This is a genomic window from Stenotrophomonas sp. LARHCG68, assembly GCF_052871705.1.
On the sequence record NZ_JBIXJV010000001.1, the window covers coordinates 715,474 to 731,593 of the forward strand.

Consider the following 16,120-nt stretch of genomic DNA (forward strand, 5'->3'; position numbering starts at 1 on the left):
TACCGGCAGCAAGCCATCATTGTGAGAAGTTAATACTTGCTGTGATGTAATCCATTTCCTGCCGGGGAAAGCTCCCTGTGCTTTCAAGACAAAGGTACCCGCACACGTGCGCATTCTCGTAATCGAAGATAACAGCGACATCGCGGCGAATCTGGGTGACTACCTGGAAGATCGCGGTCATACGGTGGATTTCGCGGCCGATGGCGTCACCGGCCTGCATCTGGCCGTGGTGCATGATTTCGACGCGATCGTGCTCGATCTCAACCTGCCGGGCATGGACGGCATCGAGGTCTGCCGCAAGCTGCGCAACGACGCGCGCAAGCAGACGCCGGTGCTGATGCTGACCGCACGCGACTCGCTGGACAACAAGCTGGCCGGGTTCGACTCCGGTGCCGATGACTACCTGATCAAGCCGTTCGCGCTGCAGGAAGTCGAGGTCCGTCTCAACGCCTTGTCGCGGCGTGGCAAGGGCGCGCACACGCGCGTGCTGGAAGTGGGCGATCTGGAATACAACCTGGACACGCTGGAAGTGCGCCGTCAGGGCAAGCTGTTGCAGCTCAATCCCACCGCGTTGAAGATCCTGCAGGCATTGATGGAAGCCTCGCCGGCCGTGGTCACCCGCCAGGAACTGGAAACCCGGGTATGGGGCGAGGAGTTGCCGGATTCGGATTCCCTGCGCGTGCATATCCACGGGCTGCGCGCGGTGGTGGACAAGCCGTTCGCCGCACCGATGATCCAGACCCGCCATGGCATTGGATACCGCATCGCCGTTGCCGATGTCTGAGGACGTTGCGCCTGGGCCGACACGCAAGCGGGGGCGTTATCGCCGCCGCCTGCGTAGCCGCATCATCCTTTCATTCGTGCTGTTGGGCTTCTGCCTGACCGCGCTGTTCGCGGCTGCGGCTTGGAACCTGCGTTCCAGGGTAGAGAATCAGCTGATCGAGCGAACACTCCAGCGCGAGGTCAACAATCTGGTCTCCCAGGTTGAAACCAATCCAGGAGAAGCGGTGTTCTTCCTGATGTTCGATGCGCGGACATGGAGCCCGAGCAACGCGTACAAGGTTGATCCGCTCTACCGTGACCTGGCTGACGGTGTTCATGACATCCGGCAGCAAGCGCCCGACGGTAGCTGGCACGTGTACAAGGTCGCGATCCGTAAAGGCGTGGATCCGAAAGGGACGCCGTTCACCAGTCTGATCCGCTATGACGTTACGGACGCAGCGGAGGCAGCGAGCAAACTGTTGCGGCTGTTGATCGTCACTGTCGTGCTGTTCACCGTGCTCAGCCTGGTGCTTGGGTGGTGGTCTGCCTCGCGCGTCATGCGCCCGGTGTCGGATCTGGCGGCCCGCCTGCGCGCCTACCGGGGTGACAACAAGCATCCCGAGCCGTTGGCGCCGCGCTTCCCGGACGACGAAGTCGGCCAGTTGGCCGAGGCCCTGGATGATTACTCGACGCGATTGACCGAGGTGGTCCAGCGCGACCGTGAGTTCAACGCCGACGTCAGCCATGAGTTGCGTACCCCGTTGGCGGTCATCCGCGGTGCAACCGAGTTGCTGCTCGCGCGCCCGGGGCTCGATGAAAAGGTGCTGCAACGCCTGCAGCGCATCCAGCGTGCCGAACAACAATGCACCGACCTGATCGGTTCGCTGTTGCTGCTGTCACGCAACGAGCGTGGCCATGGCAACAGCAATGTGGCCAAGGTGGCCGAGCAGTTGCTGGATGCGCATCGCGCGCAGCTGGGTGGCAAACCGCTGGTGCTGGCACTGGAAGGGGAGCGTGGGCTGGTGGTTGATGCGCCGGAATCGGCACTTTCTGTCGCGCTGGGCAACCTGATCGGTAACGCCGTGAAGTACACCCAGGAGGGGCAGGTGCTGGTACGGGTGGTGCTTGATGCGGTGGAGGTGATCGACTCCGGACCGGGGCTGAGCGAGGAGGACGCCGCGAGCCTGTTCCAGCGCGGTTATCGTGGCACCCATGCCGGTCATTCGCAGGGCGGGGGCATTGGCTTGTCGATCGTCAGTCGCCTGTGCGCGTTGTACGGTTGGCGGGTGGATATCCGCCCGGGTAGCGAACGCGGCGTGATCGCCACGTTGCGTTTCTCCGCGGCCTGATCAGGCGCGGGTTGGCCGTTACCGTTTGCTGGCCAGCTCGCGGTAGCGCTGGTCCAGTGCCTCGACCTGCGCCTGCAGCGCATCGGGATGCCCATCATTGAGGATGACGTCATCGGCCAGCGCCAGGCGCTGTTCGCGCGTGGCCTGTGCCTGGATCATGCGATCCGCCAGTTCGGCGTTGATGTTGTCACGTCGCAACAGCCGCGCATGCTGGAGCGCGACGGGGGTGTCCACGACGAGGATGCGGTCCAGCCACGGATAGGCGGCACGGCCTCCGACCTCCGTCAGCAACGGGATGGCAGCAATCACATAGGGCCCCGGTGCGGCGGCGCAGATGTCCATCATGCGCCGGCGGATGGCGGGGTGGGTGATGGCTTCGAGCGCACGCCGCTCATCGTCGTTGGCAAATACACGCTGGCGCAGCAGGGCGCGGTCCAGGGTGCCGTCGGCCTGGACGATATCGACGCCGAAACGTTCGACGATCCGTGCCAGGGCGGGGCTGCCGGGGGCCACGACGTCGCGCGCGGCCACGTCGGCATCGGCGACGACGATGCCCAGTGCTTCGAAGCGCCGGCTGACCTCGCTCTTGCCCGAGGCAATCCCGCCGGTGAGGCCAATGGTGAAATCGCTCATTGCAGACGGGCTCGGTTGAGCGGGGTGGCCACGCGGCCTCGTCCCCGCATCCGCATGGACAGTGGTCTTACTGCTGCAGGCCGGACAGTCGCAGGTAACCGCCAATCAACTGGTCGCCCCACATGAAGACCAGCCAGCCGGCGATGGCCAGGTAGGGGCCAAACGGAATCGGCGTGGCCTTGTCACGGCCCTTGGAGTACAGCCAGATCGAACCGATGATGGCGCCCACCAGCGAGGACAGCAGGATGATCGGCAGGATGCCCTTCACGCCGCACCAGGCGCCCAGCGCCGCCAACAGCTTGAAGTCGCCGTGGCCCATGCCTTCCTTGCCGGTGAGCTGCTTGAACAGCCACCACACCGTCCAGAGCGACAGGTAGCCCACCGCGGCACCGATCAGCGCGGGTTTGGCGGGCATGTACAGGTTGTCCATGCTGCCGATCAGGCCGAGCCACATCAGGGGCAGGGTGAGCTGGTCCGGAAGCAGTTGCGTGCGCAGGTCGATGCCGGACAGTGCCACCAGGAAGCAGCTCAGCACGATCGCGCCGAAGCCCTGCCAGCCGAAGCCGAACTGCCAGACGCTGGCCAGCACCAGCAGCGCCGTGACCAGCTCCACCAGCGGATACTGCAGCGAAATGGGGGCCTGGCAATGGCGGCACTTGCCGCGCTGGACCAGCCAGCTGAACAGCGGGATGTTCTCGTACCAGCTTAGCTTGTGCTTGCAATGCGGGCAGTGCGACGGCTCGACCACGATTCCCGGCGGCGGCGGCTCGTAGATGTCCGGCTGCTCGAGGATCTCGCGCGCGTCGCGCCGCCACTGCCACTCCAGCCGCTTGGGCAGGCGCAGGATCACCACATTGAGGAAGCTGCCGATCAGCAGTCCCAGGCCGACCGCGGCGGGGTAGCCGAGGCCGGGATGCTGGTCGAGAAATGCCATCGCTTAAACCACGGACGCCAGTTTGAAGATAGGAAGGTACATGCCGATGACCATGCCGCCGACGATGGTGCCGATGAAGACCATGATCATCGGTTCGATCAAGCTGCTGAGGGCATCGACGGCATTGTTCACTTCCTGCTCGTAGTACTCGGCGACCTTGAACAGCATGGCATCCAGGGCACCGGCTTCCTCGCCGATGGCGGTCATCTGCACCACCATGTGCGGGAATAGGTTCACCTGCTTCATGGCCATGTTGACCGGATAGCCCACGGCGACGTCATCGCGCATGCGCAGCACGGCCTTTTCATAGACCGAATTGCCGGTCGCGCCGGCGACGATGCCCAGTGCCTCCACCAGCGGCACGCCTGCCTTGAAGGTCACGCCGGTCGTGCGGGCGAAGCGGGCGATCGAGCTGTTGTGCATGATCTGGCCAATGACCGGCACCTTGAGTGTCAGCCTGTCCATTGCGTGCTGCATGCCCAGCGAGCGCTTGTAGGCAAAGATGAAGCCGATGATGGAGCCTGCGGCGACGAGCAGCATCAACCACCACCACGCCACCATGAACCGCGACAGCCCGACGATCATCTGGGTGAAGGCGGGGAGTTCGGCGCCGAAGCCCTTGAACACATCCTCGAACTGCGGGACCACCCACACCAGCAGGATGGAGCTCACCAGCAGGGCGACGGCCACGACCATGGCGGGATAGAACAGGGCCTTCTTGATCTTGCCCTTGAGTGCTTCGATGTTCTCTTTGTAGTTGGCGATGGTGTCCAGCACGGTTTCCAGTACGCCGGCACCTTCGCCCGCCTTGACCAGGTTGCGGTACAGCTCGTCAAACTGAACGGGGTGCTTGCTGATGGCTTCATACAGCGAGGAGCCGCCCTCGATGTCGGCACGGACCTGGCCGACCATGTTCTTCATGCGCGGGTTCTTCTGCCCCTCGCCGATGATCTCCAGGGCGCTGACGATGGGAACGCCGGACTTCATCATGGTCGCCATCTGGCGGCTGAAGAACGCGATGTCCTTGGCGGTGATCTTGGAGCCTGCCGCACCGAACAAGGGCTTCGGCTTGGGCTTGACCACGGTGGGCGTGATGCCCTGGCGGCGCAGCTCGGCACGCAGGATGTTGACGTTCTTGGCCGTCTGCTCGCCCTTCATCTTGACGCCGCGCTTGTCGGTACCCTCCCAGACGAAGGGTTGCAATTGCGAGGTGTTGCGGGCGATCGGCTCGTTCTTTAACGCGCTTCGAGTAGCGGACATCGGTATGGGCTCCCCGCCCGGACCATCCCCAGGCCGGGCTAACAGTCGCATGGTAGCGGCTTCTTGGCGCGCTGGCATCCTATGGGAATCGATGTTGTGACGGCTGGTCGTTGATGGCGGGTCTGGAAGTGACAAATTTTGTCACTTTGGGCATTGATTGGCAGATGTGGCAGGGAGGGGCTTCCATTCCTGGAATCAAATGCCATCATTGCCGGCGGGGAGTTGGGGAGTGCCGTGGAGTTGGCACGCAACCTGCTTTGTATTACCCCGCAGGGGGTGGGGTCGCCTGTGCGGCGTTCACTCTTGTTCAACACAATCACAAACCTCTAGGGGATGTATCCATGAAGAAGCAGCAGGGTTTCACGCTGATCGAACTGATGATTGTTGTCGCGATCATCGCCATCCTGGCCGCCATCGCGCTGCCGGCTTACCAGAACTACGTCGCCAAGTCGCAGGTCACTGCGGGCCTGGCCGACATCCGCGGTGGTATCACCGCGTTTGAAGAGGGCATCCAGTCGGGTACCAAGACCGGTGATGCCACGAATGATGATCTGGGTCTTGCCGCCAGCACGGCGCGTTGCACTATCACCCCGGGTGGTGCTTGGGAAGACGAGCAGGGTCAGTCCATCACGTGCGCGCTGAAGGGCAATCCGAAGGTTGCTGGTCAGGATGTTGTTCTGACCCGCACGGCTTCCGGCGCTTGGGACTGCACTTCGGGTGTCGATGCAAAGTACCTGCCGGCTGGTTGCGCTGCCCCGTAATTTGCGTTGTAGGAATTTGAATGAAAGGGGCGGAAACGCCCCTTTCTTTTTGTACCGCCTGTTGGGGAAGGTGGAATGAAAAAACAACACGGTTTTACTTTAATTGAGTTGATGATCGTCGTTGCGATCATCGCCATCTTGGCTGCGATCGCGCTGCCCGCATATCAGAACTATGTTGCCAAGTCTCAACTTACAGCCGGACTGGCGGAAATTCGATCGGGGCAAACAGGCTTCGAGGCATTTGTCCTGGTGGAAAGCGTGGATACCTTCTCCTTGGCTGACATCGGTCTGAATGCCAGTACGGCACGTTGTGCGATGACTATGGCGCCGGGTGACTCTGGATTTATCCGCTGCACGCTGAAAGGGAATCCTCAGATCGCGGGGAAAAGTATTGAGTTGGCGCGTAGCGCGTCCGGTGAATGGGTATGCAAGGTCGATGCATCTATTCCTTCAGGTCTCTGGCCTTCTGGATGTCAGTGATCTTGTTGGCATGGATAGAGCAACGCTGTAAGTAGTGGAGGGGGGCCTTTCGATGATGCGGGCTTGGCCTTTGGAGGGTGCAGGACTCGGAGGGCGTCGGGCGGCATACCTGCTGCTGGTGTTTCTTGCTGGCTTGGTGTACTGGCCTGGTTTGTCGGGTCCATTTTTGTTTGACGACTTTCCTGCGTTGGTGGACAACACGCGTATCCATGTTGCCGCAGGGGATTGGTCCGCCCTTTGGCGTGCCGCCACAAGTTTTGACCCCGGCGGCACCGGTCGGCAACTGGCAATGGCGAGCTTTGGCTTGAACCATATGCTGGGCGGACTGAGTCCTTGGGGGTGGAAGTTCGGTAGCCTATTGGTGCATCTCGTCAATGCGATGCTGGTGTACCTGTTGTGCGCGCGCTTGCTGAAACTTGCGGGCGTCCGTTCGTGGCTGCGTCCCTCTGCGTGGGTAATTGCCCTGCTATGGGCTACGCATCCGCTGCAGGTGTCCACTGTCCTATACGTCGTGCAGCGGATGGAGATGCTGTCGTTGACCTTCGTGCTGATGGCCTTGCTGGCTTATCTGCGGGGGCGGGCGATGCAGATCGAAGGGCGGTGTGGCTGGCCTTGGTTGCTGGCTTGCGTTCCACTGCTGCTGCTCGCGCTGGGCAGCAAGGAGACGGCCTTGCTGTTGCCTGCCTATACGCTGGCGCTTGAGCTGACTCTGCTGCAGTTTGGGGGCGCGACGCTGGGCCAGCGTCGATTCTGGCGCTGGGGGTATGGGGCCGGCGTTGCCGTGGCGGCAATCCTGTTTGCATGTGTGGTCGTGCCGCACTATGCCGCCGCAGAGGCCTATGCGATTCGCGACTTCGGCGCACTGGAGCGGGTGTTGACCCAGTTGCGGGTGCTGCCGTTGTACCTGGGGCAGATGGTGCTGCCACTGCCGGGCACGATGACGTTCTATTACGACGATATGCAGGCGTCCCAGGCGTTGCTGTCGCCGTTGTCGACGCTCTGGGGCGGACTGTTGCTGCTGGGCTTGTTGCTGTTGGCGTTCCTGCTGCGGCGTCGGGCGCCGTTGTTCGCGTTGGGCGTGCTGTGGTTTTTTGCGGCCCACCTGATCACCAGCAATGTCATTGCGCTTGAGTTGGTGTTCGAACACCGCAACTACTTCGCCCTGCTGGGTGTTCTGCTGGCTCTTGCAGACCTGGTTCGTCGCTTGCCTGTAAAGGATGGGCCTGCCATCAAGGTGGCCGCCATTGTGGCTGTGGTTGCCGGGGTCGGTTTCCTGGGGGCTGTGCGCTCGGCGGTATGGGGGGAAGGATTGCTGTTGTCCACCGAATTGGCAGCCATCAATCCGCAGTCGCCTCGCGCGGCGCACGAGCTTGGAGTGCGCTACTACGAAATGGCAGATGGCTCGGCGGATTCGCCATTTTTCAGTTTCGCGGTTCGCGAGTTCGAGCGTGAATCCCAATTGCCCAATGCCAGTATCCTGGCAGAGCAGTCACTGATTCTCATGCATGCCGGCCGTGGCCTGCCGGTGAACCCGCAGTGGTGGTCCCGCTTGCATGAGCGTCTGCGCAATCGACCGATTACTCCGGAAACAACGGGGGCGCTGTTCGGGCTATTGAATAATCGTTTGAAGGGTGTGGCGTTGGATGATGCGGCCTTGGGGGACGCATTCTTGCTGATGTTCGACAAGGTGGTGATGCCTCCCTACAGCTATGTGCAGGTCGCAGCACATGCGCGCGACTATCGGCATGATCCTGACCTGGAAATGCGATTGCTGGCCATTGCCGTGGAACAGTCCAAGGGGCACCCGGGATACGTGACGCGAATGGCGGAAGGCTTGCGTAAGGACGGGCATGTCGTGCAGGCGGATTTCGTGTTGGCAAGAGCGAAAGCCGAGAACATTGCGCCCTGATCGATCAGGGCGCTGAAGAACGGGTCAGAAGTGTCTGCCAGTGTTCTGCAAGACGGGGGCTGGATAGATGCGCTTCATAATATGCGCGGGCTTTTGATTGCAGCTCACGGCGGAGTGGCTCGTCCTCGGATAGATTCACGATCGCCTCTGCAAGCCCTTCTGGAGTCGGCGTGCATGTCAGTGCAGGTATGGCGGGGGTGCCGCAGGGCGTTCCATAGGTGTCCTGGGTGATGATGGCCTTTCCGCCGGCCAATGCCATATACAGTTTGAAAGGAAGTACGCGCGAAGCCTTGCCGTCGCCACCGAAAATTCCAAGGCAGATATCGGCGGTGGCCATGTGATGTTCTAGCACTTCCTCTGGCTGCCAGTCGCGTATCCATGTGGCCGAGGGGCATTTCTCAAGCCATTTGCTGGTCGCTTCTGCATCCTGGCCATTGCCGATGATTGTGAACCCAATATGCGTTTTGTTGCGTAGGGCATGTATGGCTTCGGCAATGACTGTGGTGCCCTGCAGTGGGACGAAAGTGCCAATGAAAAGGACTTTCAGGTGCTTCGTATCAGATGGGTTGGACGGTTTGGAAGAATGGGTGAATGGCGCAGGAATCGCCAGAGGGAATGCAAACAGTCGTGTACGAGGTGCCTTGAAAAGATCGGCAATGTGGGCGGCATTCGAGCAGGTGTCGGTGACTATGCGGTGTGCCGTACGCAGGGCTCGTGCTTCAATGCAGAGCAGTGCGCGCGATAATTTGCTCTCCTTGTGCCCAAGGTTCCGATCCTGATAGATCGTATCCCAAAGCGTGATGTAGGCGTCGCATATGCACAGTGGCCTCCACCTTTCGGGAATCCATGATGAGAGCCAGAGAAAGATGATTCCAGGGTAGGGTACATACGTGAGGGAGCGAGCGGGCGAGCGAAACACGAGTCTTAATAGTGAAAATGCATTTCGGAAAAGGAGTCCCGCAAGGAACAGTCCAGCCCTGGTGGTTCCTTTCTCCGTGATCTTCCAAAGCTGGGTGCCCTCTGGGAGCCACTGGCTGTAATCGATGACCTCGGCGAGGTTCTGTTGGCGGATCAATTCGATCGTATTCCAGGCATTGGGATACCCGGTGCCACGCAGACCGGCACCTGCAACAAATAGCTGTCTCTTACAGTGCTTGGCTGGCATCTTCGGCCTGGGCGACGATGATGAGATTCATTGGATTCGGGGGCTTGTCGGAAATAATGAATGCCGATTCGTCAAAGCCGTACTCCTTGTGGAGGGCGCTTGAGGGGGATTTCAGCATGCCCGTGATCCTGTGAATTAGATCAAGTGAGAACCTGCGGACGCTTTCAGGGATGAACGGGAGCGTGACCGGCAAGCAGAGCCATTTTGTCTTCCTGTACCTGACCATCTCAGTCGCCGCGACGTTCCACTCTGCACCCATCTTCAAGTTGCGACGGATAGCAAAATGTCGGGATATCAATGTGACAAGCATCTCCTGACTGTACTCGCGCAGATGCCATCGGTTCCATGGCTTCTGTCCGGCTAAAAGCCGATGTTGCCTGTCCGGGGTGATGGTGACGAGGATTCCACCTTGCCCTAATAGGCGTCGGGCTTCGCGCAGGTAGCTGTCGTCGTCACTCACATGTTCGATTACCTGAAAGGAAAGGATGACATCGAAATGCCCGTCAGGAAACGGAAGTTGTGAGCCAGGATCGATCTGGTGGAAGGATAGATTATCGTTGCGATAATTATCGCCCGCGTATTGAATTGCTTCGGGTGATACGTCTACACCTACCACTTCATCTGCAATTTTGGAGATGAGCTTCGATCCATAGCCTGAGCCGCAGCCGTAATCCAGGACTCTTCTTCCTGTGCATATCTTTTCGACGAAGCGGTAGCTTGCAATATGCATCATATAAATGGTGTAGGCGCCGAGCGAGCGCTTGTACATGTTTTCCATGACGCGCTCGCCACTGGGTTCGAGTTCAATTTTCATCATGGGTTTTTGCTGCTTTCAAGGCTGTAGATGATGCTGGAAAAAAGAAAGGTTGCCAGGTCGCCCGCAATGGTTGTGGCCCGACTCAGCAGGACAAAAAGGGCCAGCTGACCGCTGTCGCCGTCACTTCCCAGTAGCATTACCATGATTCCTTCCCGTGCTCCCATGCCGGCCGGCGTTCCCGGTGCCAGAAATCCGAGGATCCATGACAGGGCAAAGGCAGAGGTTGCCTGGCGATAGTCAATGGCGTCGGACAAGCCCAGTGTTCGAGCAAGCAGCCACAGTCCCAGCCCTATGCTCAGATAGTTGAAGCAGTAGGCGGTCAATGTCATGAGCGTGATGGTGGGGCCAGGGAGGCTCCCGGTTGTTTTCAGTAGACGTTGAAGCCTTGTTGATGGCGCTGCATTGCTGTCGAGAAAATTGGGTTTGAAGCAGAATATGGCGATTGCGGCACAACTGCCGGCGCAGGCAATGGTCAACAGCCAGCCGTAGCCGGTTAACCTGCCTTGCCGTATTTCGGGGAGGAATAGGGTCGCTCCGACCAGGATGCTAGCCGCAGCGGCGAGTATCGTCTCGTGGAGAACGCTCAGGGTATAGGGTCGTAGCGGGACGCCATGCTTCAGTGCCAGTGTTGCGCGATAGGCATGCTGCATGACATTGCCTGGGACGTATTTGGCCAACTGCGCGATGCCGAGCAGCAATGTCAGTCGATGGGTTGGCTGTTCTACGCCTTGGGCAAGCAGAAGCCGCCGCCAAGCCAGCCCTGTCACGGGATATATGGCCATATAGCAGAAAACGGCGGCAGCAAGTGCAAGCAGCGTTCTGGGGTTTTCGAGGGCCGAGGCGAGTGTGCTGAGATCGAGGTTGTGCCAGCAAAACCAGACGAAGTAGCCGAACAGCGCCATGGCCACTATCAAGCCCACCGCTTTTAGATGAGCTTTCACGCGCGCCTCGCCATGACCAGGTACCCACTTCCCCAGTCGAGGTTCCTCGAAATGGTTTGCATGGCTGAACCGGTGGCGATCATGAACTGGCCAGGCAAAGAAGTGATCCAATCACTGAGCTGGACGTAGTCGCTTCTGTCCACGCCGCTGGCCGCGGAAGCCTGCGCTTTGGATTGCGTATCCCTTTGCTTCAGCTTCTTGCTGTAGACGAGATTGCCGACCAACTCCGTCATGTTTGCCAGTGGAAAGCCATAGCATTCGAAATGCTCAATGGCATAGCCGTTCGAACTGAGGAGTTCCTTCAGGTCTTTGCGGTCATATCGGCGCCAATGCCCAGCCCATACATCTCCCGCGCCAAAGCGGGAGCGATGCGCAGGGACAGACAAGATCAACTTTCCACTTGGTGCGAGCCATCGGGACCATTCCTGTAGGGCTCGAGCATCATCCTCGATGTGTTCCAGTACATCAAAAGCACAGATGGTGTTGAAATGACCAGCCCACTCGCGTAGCGGTTCTGGCGAGATTGAGTAAGTGGTCTTGCAGAGTTCGGCAAGACGTATTGCCATATGACGGGCTTGGAAAGATGTCTCCAAGCCTTGGGCAGAGTGGCCTTGTCGGCTCAGGTCGCACAGGAGGGCGCCAGAACCACAGCCGATTTCCAGAAGGCTGCCGGGGGGTATGTCGCGTATCAGTTGGAGGATGCGCGCGCGTCGAAGGAGGTAGCGTATCGGAGGACTCCAGCCATCGGCTGGTGCGACGATCCCCGTTCGCTCGGAATACCTTGTGGCAGCAGGTGCTTTGCTACTTTGCATGGATTCGATGGTAGATCGCGGTTTGGTCAGGAATCGCGTCTGTATGTCAGATTGGTGATCTGCTCTGAAATCAGCCCGATCAGGAAAATGATGACAGCAGCGCTGAACAGCAACGTGCTCATATTGGTCAGGCGATGCGTGGTGGCAAACGTGTAGCCGTAATAGCCAAGCCCGATAGCGAAGAAGCCAACGGCGATCGGTGCAAACAACTTCATCGGCGAGTACAGCGTCGCGATCTTGAAAATGATCAGCAGAAAACGTATGCCGTCCTTGAGTGGGCGGATATGACTGCCATTGCCGACCCGCTTGGCGACCGGGATCGGCACGTAGGCCACCGGGTAGGCGCTACGAAAAAAGGCCATCGTGCTGGTGGTCGGGTAGCTGAAGCCATTGGGTAGCAGGTGCAGGAACTCGCGGAAGCGTTCGGCGCGGACCGCGCGGAAGCCGGAGGTCAGGTCATCGATCCGATGGCCAGTCATATGGCTGGCCAGCGTGTTGTAGAACGCGTTGGCCAGACCGCGGTGGAAGTTGGCCTGGCCGTCGCTGTCGCGGGCGCCCACGACCATGTCATAGCCTTCGTCCAGCTTGGCCAACAGTCGCGCGATGTGTTCGGCGCTGTGTTGGCCGTCGGCATCCATGAACACCAGGATCCCCCCGGTGGCGGCGCGCGCGCCGCGCTTGATCGCGGCACCGTTGCCCATCGAGTAGGGGCTGGTCAGCACTTTTGCACCGAGTTGGGTGCCGATGATCGCGGTCTCGTCGGTGGAACCATCGTTGACCACGATGATCTCTGCCGTTGGATACGCTGCCTGCAGCGCGGGCAGGGTGCGCCGCAGCCCCTCGGCCTCGTTCTTGGCGGGCAGGATGATGCTCAGTTCTGACACGTGCGTTTACCGGTAGTTCTCCCCGCGGCAATAGTAGCCGGGTTGGTGAGGAAGGGGGGAGGTCGGCAACGCCGGAGGGCGAGCGGGATGTGCCCGACGCGGGCGCTAGCCTGGGGGGCTGGCATGCGTACAATTGCCTAGGTTGGGGTCCGGCCCAGGGGAAGATCATGAACGCTGCAATCACTGCCAATCTCGTCGGAATCACGGGCATTGCCCGGCGCCTGGTCCAGGACGGGGCGTTGGAGGAGGCGGTTGCCCGAACGGCCATGGCCCAGGCGGCCGATGCCAAGGTGCCGCTGAGTCAATGGCTCTCGGAGAAGAAGCTGGTCAGTGCGGCGAACATGGCGGCGGCCAACGCCATGGAGTTCGGCATGCCGCTCATGGACGTGTCGATCTTCGACGCCAGCCAGAACGCGATGAAGCTGGTCAGCGAGGAGTTGCTGCGCAAACACCAGGTGCTGCCGCTGTTCAGGCGCGGCGGCAAGTTGTTCGTGGGTACCAGCAACCCGACCCAGCCGCTGGACGAGATCAAGTTCCACACCAATCTGGTGGTGGAGCCCATCCTTGTCGATGAGGACCAGATCCGCCGGACGCTGGACCTGTGGCTGGCCAGCAATGACGCCTTGGGGGACAGCCTGGGCAGTGGCGATGAGGAGGGCATGGGTGACCTGGAGGTTGCCGGCGGCGAGGAGGATCTGGGGGGGGGCGGTGATTCGGGCATCGACGCCAAGGGTGACGACACGCCTGTGGTCAAGTTCGTCAACAAGGTGCTGGTGGATGCGATCCGCAAGGGTGCCTCGGACATCCACTTCGAGCCCTATGAAGACGATTACCGCGTGCGCTTCCGCATCGATGGCCTGCTCAAGACCGTGGCCAAGGCGCCGGTGAAGTTGAACCAGCGCATCGCGGCACGCCTGAAGGTGATGTCGCAGCTGGACATCGCCGAAAAGCGGGTGCCGCAGGACGGCCGTATCAAGCTCAACCTGTCCAAGACCAAGCAGATCGACTTCCGTGTCAGCACGCTGCCGACCCTGTTCGGCGAAAAGATCGTGCTGCGTATCCTGGACGGCAGCGCCGCCAAGCTGGGCATCGACAAACTGGGCTACGAGCCGGTCCAGCAACAGTTGTTCATGGAGGCCATCCACAAGCCGTATGGCATGGTGCTGGTCACCGGCCCGACCGGCTCGGGCAAGACGGTGTCGTTGTACACCGCGCTGGGCATCCTCAATGACGATACCCGCAACATCTCCACCGCCGAGGATCCGGTGGAAATCCGCCTGCCGGGCGTGAACCAGGTGCAGCAGAACAACAAGCGCGGCATGACCTTCGCCGCGGCGCTGCGCTCGTTCCTGCGACAGGACCCGGACATCATCATGGTCGGCGAAATCCGTGACCTTGAAACCGCGGAGATTGCCATCAAGGCCGCGCAGACCGGCCACATGGTGCTGTCCACGCTGCATACCAACGATGCCCCGCAGACCATCGCGCGCCTGATGAACATGGGCATCGCGCCGTACAACATCACCTCGTCGGTGACGCTGGTCATCGCACAGCGCCTGGCCCGCCGGTTGTGCTCCAACTGCAAGCGTCCGGCGCACCTGCCGGAGAACGCGCTGTTGGCCGAAGGCTTCACCCAGAAGCAGTTGGACGAGGGCATCCAGCTGTTCGAGCCGGTGGGCTGCGATGAGTGCACGGAAGGTTACAAGGGCCGTACCGGCATCTACCAGGTGATGCCGATGACCGACGAGATCGCCGCGATCGTGCTGCAGGGTGGCAACGCCATGGACATCGCCGACGCTGCACAGAAGATCGGGGTCAACGACCTGCGCCAGTCGGCCTTGCTCAAGGCCGCGCAGGGCGTGACCAGCCTGGCCGAGATCAACCGCGTCACCAAGGATTGATCGGCGGCTGCTTGCTGCCTGTCGTACAGCAGAACGCCGGGCACTGCCCGGCGTTCTGCTGTCGGTGGTGCCGGGCGCTGCCCGGCACGGAGCGTGCTTACTCCATGCCCAGCTTCTTCAGCTTGTAACGCAGGGCACGGAAGGTGATGCCGAGCTGGGCGGCGGTCCTGGTCTTGTTCCAGCGGTTCTCTTCCAGTGCCTTCTGGATCGCCGCGCGCTCCATCTGCTCGATGTAGGAGGGCAGGGCGGCACCGGAGGGATCGATGTCGATGACCGCCTCTTCCGTGACCGCGGCGCCCGCGCCAGGGCCTTCGGGCTGCAGCACGCTGGCCGGCTTGGGCGCGGGCAGGCGCAGGTCGCTGGCGTCGATGGTGTCGCCGTCGGCCAGGGCCAGGGCGCGCTCGAGGATGTTTTCCAGCTCGCGTACGTTGCCGGGGAAGGAGTAGCCGGCCAGGGCATCCAGCGCCGAGGGCGACAGCACCGGTGGCTTCTGGTTCTGGGAACGGGCCAGCCGGTCGAGGATCGCACCGGCCAGCTGCGGCAGGTCACCGCGCCGCTCGCGCAGCGGTGGTACCCGCAGCTCGATCACGTTGATGCGGTAGTACAGGTCATGGCGGAAGCGGCCATCCTGCACCAGCGCCCCGAGGTCCTTGTGGGTGGCCGACAGGATGCGCACGTCCACCGGAACTTCGGTGGAGGCACCCACCGGGCGGACCGACTTCTCCTGGATGGCGCGCAGCAGCTTGACCTGCATCTGCAGCGGTAGTTCGGCCACTTCGTCCAGGAACAGGGTGCCGCCATTGGCCGCCTGGAACAGGCCGGGCTTGTCGGCATGGGCGCCGGTGAAGCTGCCCTTGCGATGGCCGAAGAACTCGCTCTCCATCAGCTCGCCGGGGATGGCGCCACAGTTGACGGGGATGAACGGGCCGGCTGCGCGCGCGCCCTGGTCGTGGATGGTGCGGGCCACCAGCTCCTTGCCGACGCCGGATTCACCGAGGATGTAGACCGGCGCCTGGCTGCGCGCGACCTTGGCGATGGTGGCGCGCAGCTCGTCCATGGCAGTGGAGCCACCGAGCAGGCGCGTGGCGTTCTCCGGCGGCGGCGGCGTGCTCGGCCGGGCGGCATTGTTCAGTTCGATCGCATGGCGGACCAGCCCGCGCAGCACGTTGATGTCCACCGGCTTGCTGACGAAGTCGAAGGCGCCGGCCTTCAGTGCTTCCACCGCCAGGTCCATGCTGCCGAAGGCGGTGATCATGGCGACCGGGGTGCGCGGGTAATCACGGGTGATCTCGGCGACCAGCTCGATGCCGTTGCCGTCGGGCAGGCGCATGTCGGTCAGGCACAGGTCGAACGGATTGCTGGCCAGCAGCTCCCGCGCTTCGGCCAGGTTGGCCGCGGTACTGATGCGCAGGCCCATCCGGCCCAGGGTCAGAACCAGCAGTTCGCGGATGTCGCGTTCGTCATCGACGATCAGGGCGCTATGTGTCGCATTCATGGGCGAAACGATAGCCG

Annotated in this window: 15 protein-coding genes; 6 read left to right on the forward strand and 9 right to left on the reverse strand. The window is 61.3% G+C overall.

Features of this window, described 5'->3' with window-relative positions; genetic code table 11:
* Positions 1-106: 106 nt before the first annotated feature.
* Together ACIPR8_RS03090 and ACIPR8_RS03095 are read left to right on the forward strand one after the other, a co-directional pair.
* Entirely contained in the window at positions 107-784 is a 678-nt protein-coding gene (locus tag ACIPR8_RS03090; RefSeq protein ID WP_132865393.1) for a response regulator transcription factor, read from the forward strand.
* The gene (locus tag ACIPR8_RS03095) at positions 747-2,111 is read left to right on the forward strand and encodes a sensor histidine kinase (protein ID WP_446540118.1); all 1,365 of its coding nucleotides are present in this window, start codon (positions 747-749) and stop codon (positions 2,109-2,111) included. The genes ACIPR8_RS03090 and ACIPR8_RS03095 overlap by 38 nt, the downstream gene beginning before the upstream one ends.
* An 18-nt stretch (positions 2,112-2,129) precedes the next feature.
* Here the strand turns inward: ACIPR8_RS03095 and coaE are convergent, their stop codons facing one another.
* The 3 genes from coaE to ACIPR8_RS03110 all read right to left on the reverse strand — a co-directional run bounded on the left by coaE (position 2,130) and on the right by ACIPR8_RS03110 (position 4,938).
* Positions 2,130-2,744, reverse strand: coding sequence for a dephospho-CoA kinase (gene coaE / locus ACIPR8_RS03100; RefSeq protein WP_446540119.1), 615 nt, complete (start codon positions 2,742-2,744; stop codon positions 2,130-2,132).
* Positions 2,745-2,811: 67 nt separating this feature from the next.
* The gene (locus tag ACIPR8_RS03105; RefSeq protein WP_132865390.1) at positions 2,812-3,678 is read right to left on the reverse strand and encodes a prepilin peptidase; all 867 of its coding nucleotides are present in this window, start codon (positions 3,676-3,678) and stop codon (positions 2,812-2,814) included.
* Between the two features lie 3 nt (positions 3,679-3,681).
* Positions 3,682-4,938 carry a type II secretion system F family protein gene (locus ACIPR8_RS03110; RefSeq protein ID WP_446540120.1) on the reverse strand — a complete coding sequence of 419 codons (1,257 nt, stop codon included), beginning with the start codon at positions 4,936-4,938 and terminating at the stop codon, positions 3,682-3,684.
* Positions 4,939-5,279: 341 nt separating this feature from the next.
* Between ACIPR8_RS03110 and ACIPR8_RS03115 the strand changes: the two genes are divergently transcribed.
* From ACIPR8_RS03115 to ACIPR8_RS03125, 3 genes are all read left to right on the forward strand, one after another.
* On the forward strand, positions 5,280-5,699 hold the full coding sequence (locus ACIPR8_RS03115; protein ID WP_446540121.1) for a pilin: 420 nt from the start codon (positions 5,280-5,282) through the stop codon (positions 5,697-5,699).
* Between the two features lie 75 nt (positions 5,700-5,774).
* Positions 5,775-6,179: a pilin gene (locus ACIPR8_RS03120; RefSeq protein WP_446540122.1), complete on the forward strand. Its 405-nt coding sequence runs from the start codon at positions 5,775-5,777 to the stop codon at positions 6,177-6,179.
* 166 nt (positions 6,180-6,345) lie between these two features.
* The gene (locus tag ACIPR8_RS03125) at positions 6,346-8,088 is read left to right on the forward strand and encodes a hypothetical protein (protein WP_446540123.1); all 1,743 of its coding nucleotides are present in this window, start codon (positions 6,346-6,348) and stop codon (positions 8,086-8,088) included.
* 4 nt (positions 8,089-8,092) lie between these two features.
* Here the strand turns inward: ACIPR8_RS03125 and ACIPR8_RS03130 are convergent, their stop codons facing one another.
* Genes ACIPR8_RS03130 through ACIPR8_RS03150 form a run of 5 tightly spaced genes read right to left on the reverse strand, consistent with a single transcriptional unit; the run spans position 8,093 to position 12,707 of the window.
* Entirely contained in the window at positions 8,093-9,253 is a 1,161-nt protein-coding gene (locus tag ACIPR8_RS03130; RefSeq protein ID WP_446540124.1) for a glycosyltransferase, read from the reverse strand.
* Positions 9,234-10,070 (reverse strand): class I SAM-dependent methyltransferase, encoded by an 837-nt coding sequence (locus ACIPR8_RS03135; protein WP_446540125.1) that lies wholly within the window; start codon positions 10,068-10,070, stop codon positions 9,234-9,236. The genes ACIPR8_RS03130 and ACIPR8_RS03135 overlap by 20 nt, the downstream gene beginning before the upstream one ends.
* Complete coding sequence (locus ACIPR8_RS03140) at positions 10,067-10,972, reverse strand: lysylphosphatidylglycerol synthase domain-containing protein (protein WP_446540126.1); 906 nt, start codon at positions 10,970-10,972, stop codon at positions 10,067-10,069. Before ACIPR8_RS03140 ends, ACIPR8_RS03135 begins: the two co-directional genes overlap by 4 nt.
* 35 nt (positions 10,973-11,007) lie before the next feature.
* Positions 11,008-11,823, reverse strand: coding sequence for a class I SAM-dependent methyltransferase (locus ACIPR8_RS03145; RefSeq protein WP_446540127.1), 816 nt, complete (start codon positions 11,821-11,823; stop codon positions 11,008-11,010).
* A 26-nt stretch (positions 11,824-11,849) separates the two neighbouring features.
* A complete protein-coding gene (locus tag ACIPR8_RS03150; RefSeq protein ID WP_446540128.1) occupies positions 11,850-12,707 on the reverse strand; it encodes a glycosyltransferase family 2 protein in 858 nt (285 codons plus the stop codon).
* A 167-nt stretch (positions 12,708-12,874) separates the two neighbouring features.
* Here ACIPR8_RS03150 and pilB point away from each other — a divergent pair, with 167 nt between their 5' ends.
* The gene (gene pilB, locus ACIPR8_RS03155) at positions 12,875-14,608 is read left to right on the forward strand and encodes a type IV-A pilus assembly ATPase PilB (protein WP_446540129.1); all 1,734 of its coding nucleotides are present in this window, start codon (positions 12,875-12,877) and stop codon (positions 14,606-14,608) included.
* 97 nt (positions 14,609-14,705) lie between these two features.
* On the opposite strand, the gene ACIPR8_RS03160 is transcribed toward pilB, so the two are convergent.
* On the reverse strand, positions 14,706-16,103 hold the full coding sequence (locus tag ACIPR8_RS03160; protein WP_323439216.1) for a sigma-54-dependent transcriptional regulator: 1,398 nt from the start codon (positions 16,101-16,103) through the stop codon (positions 14,706-14,708).
* Positions 16,104-16,120 lie beyond the last annotated feature (17 nt).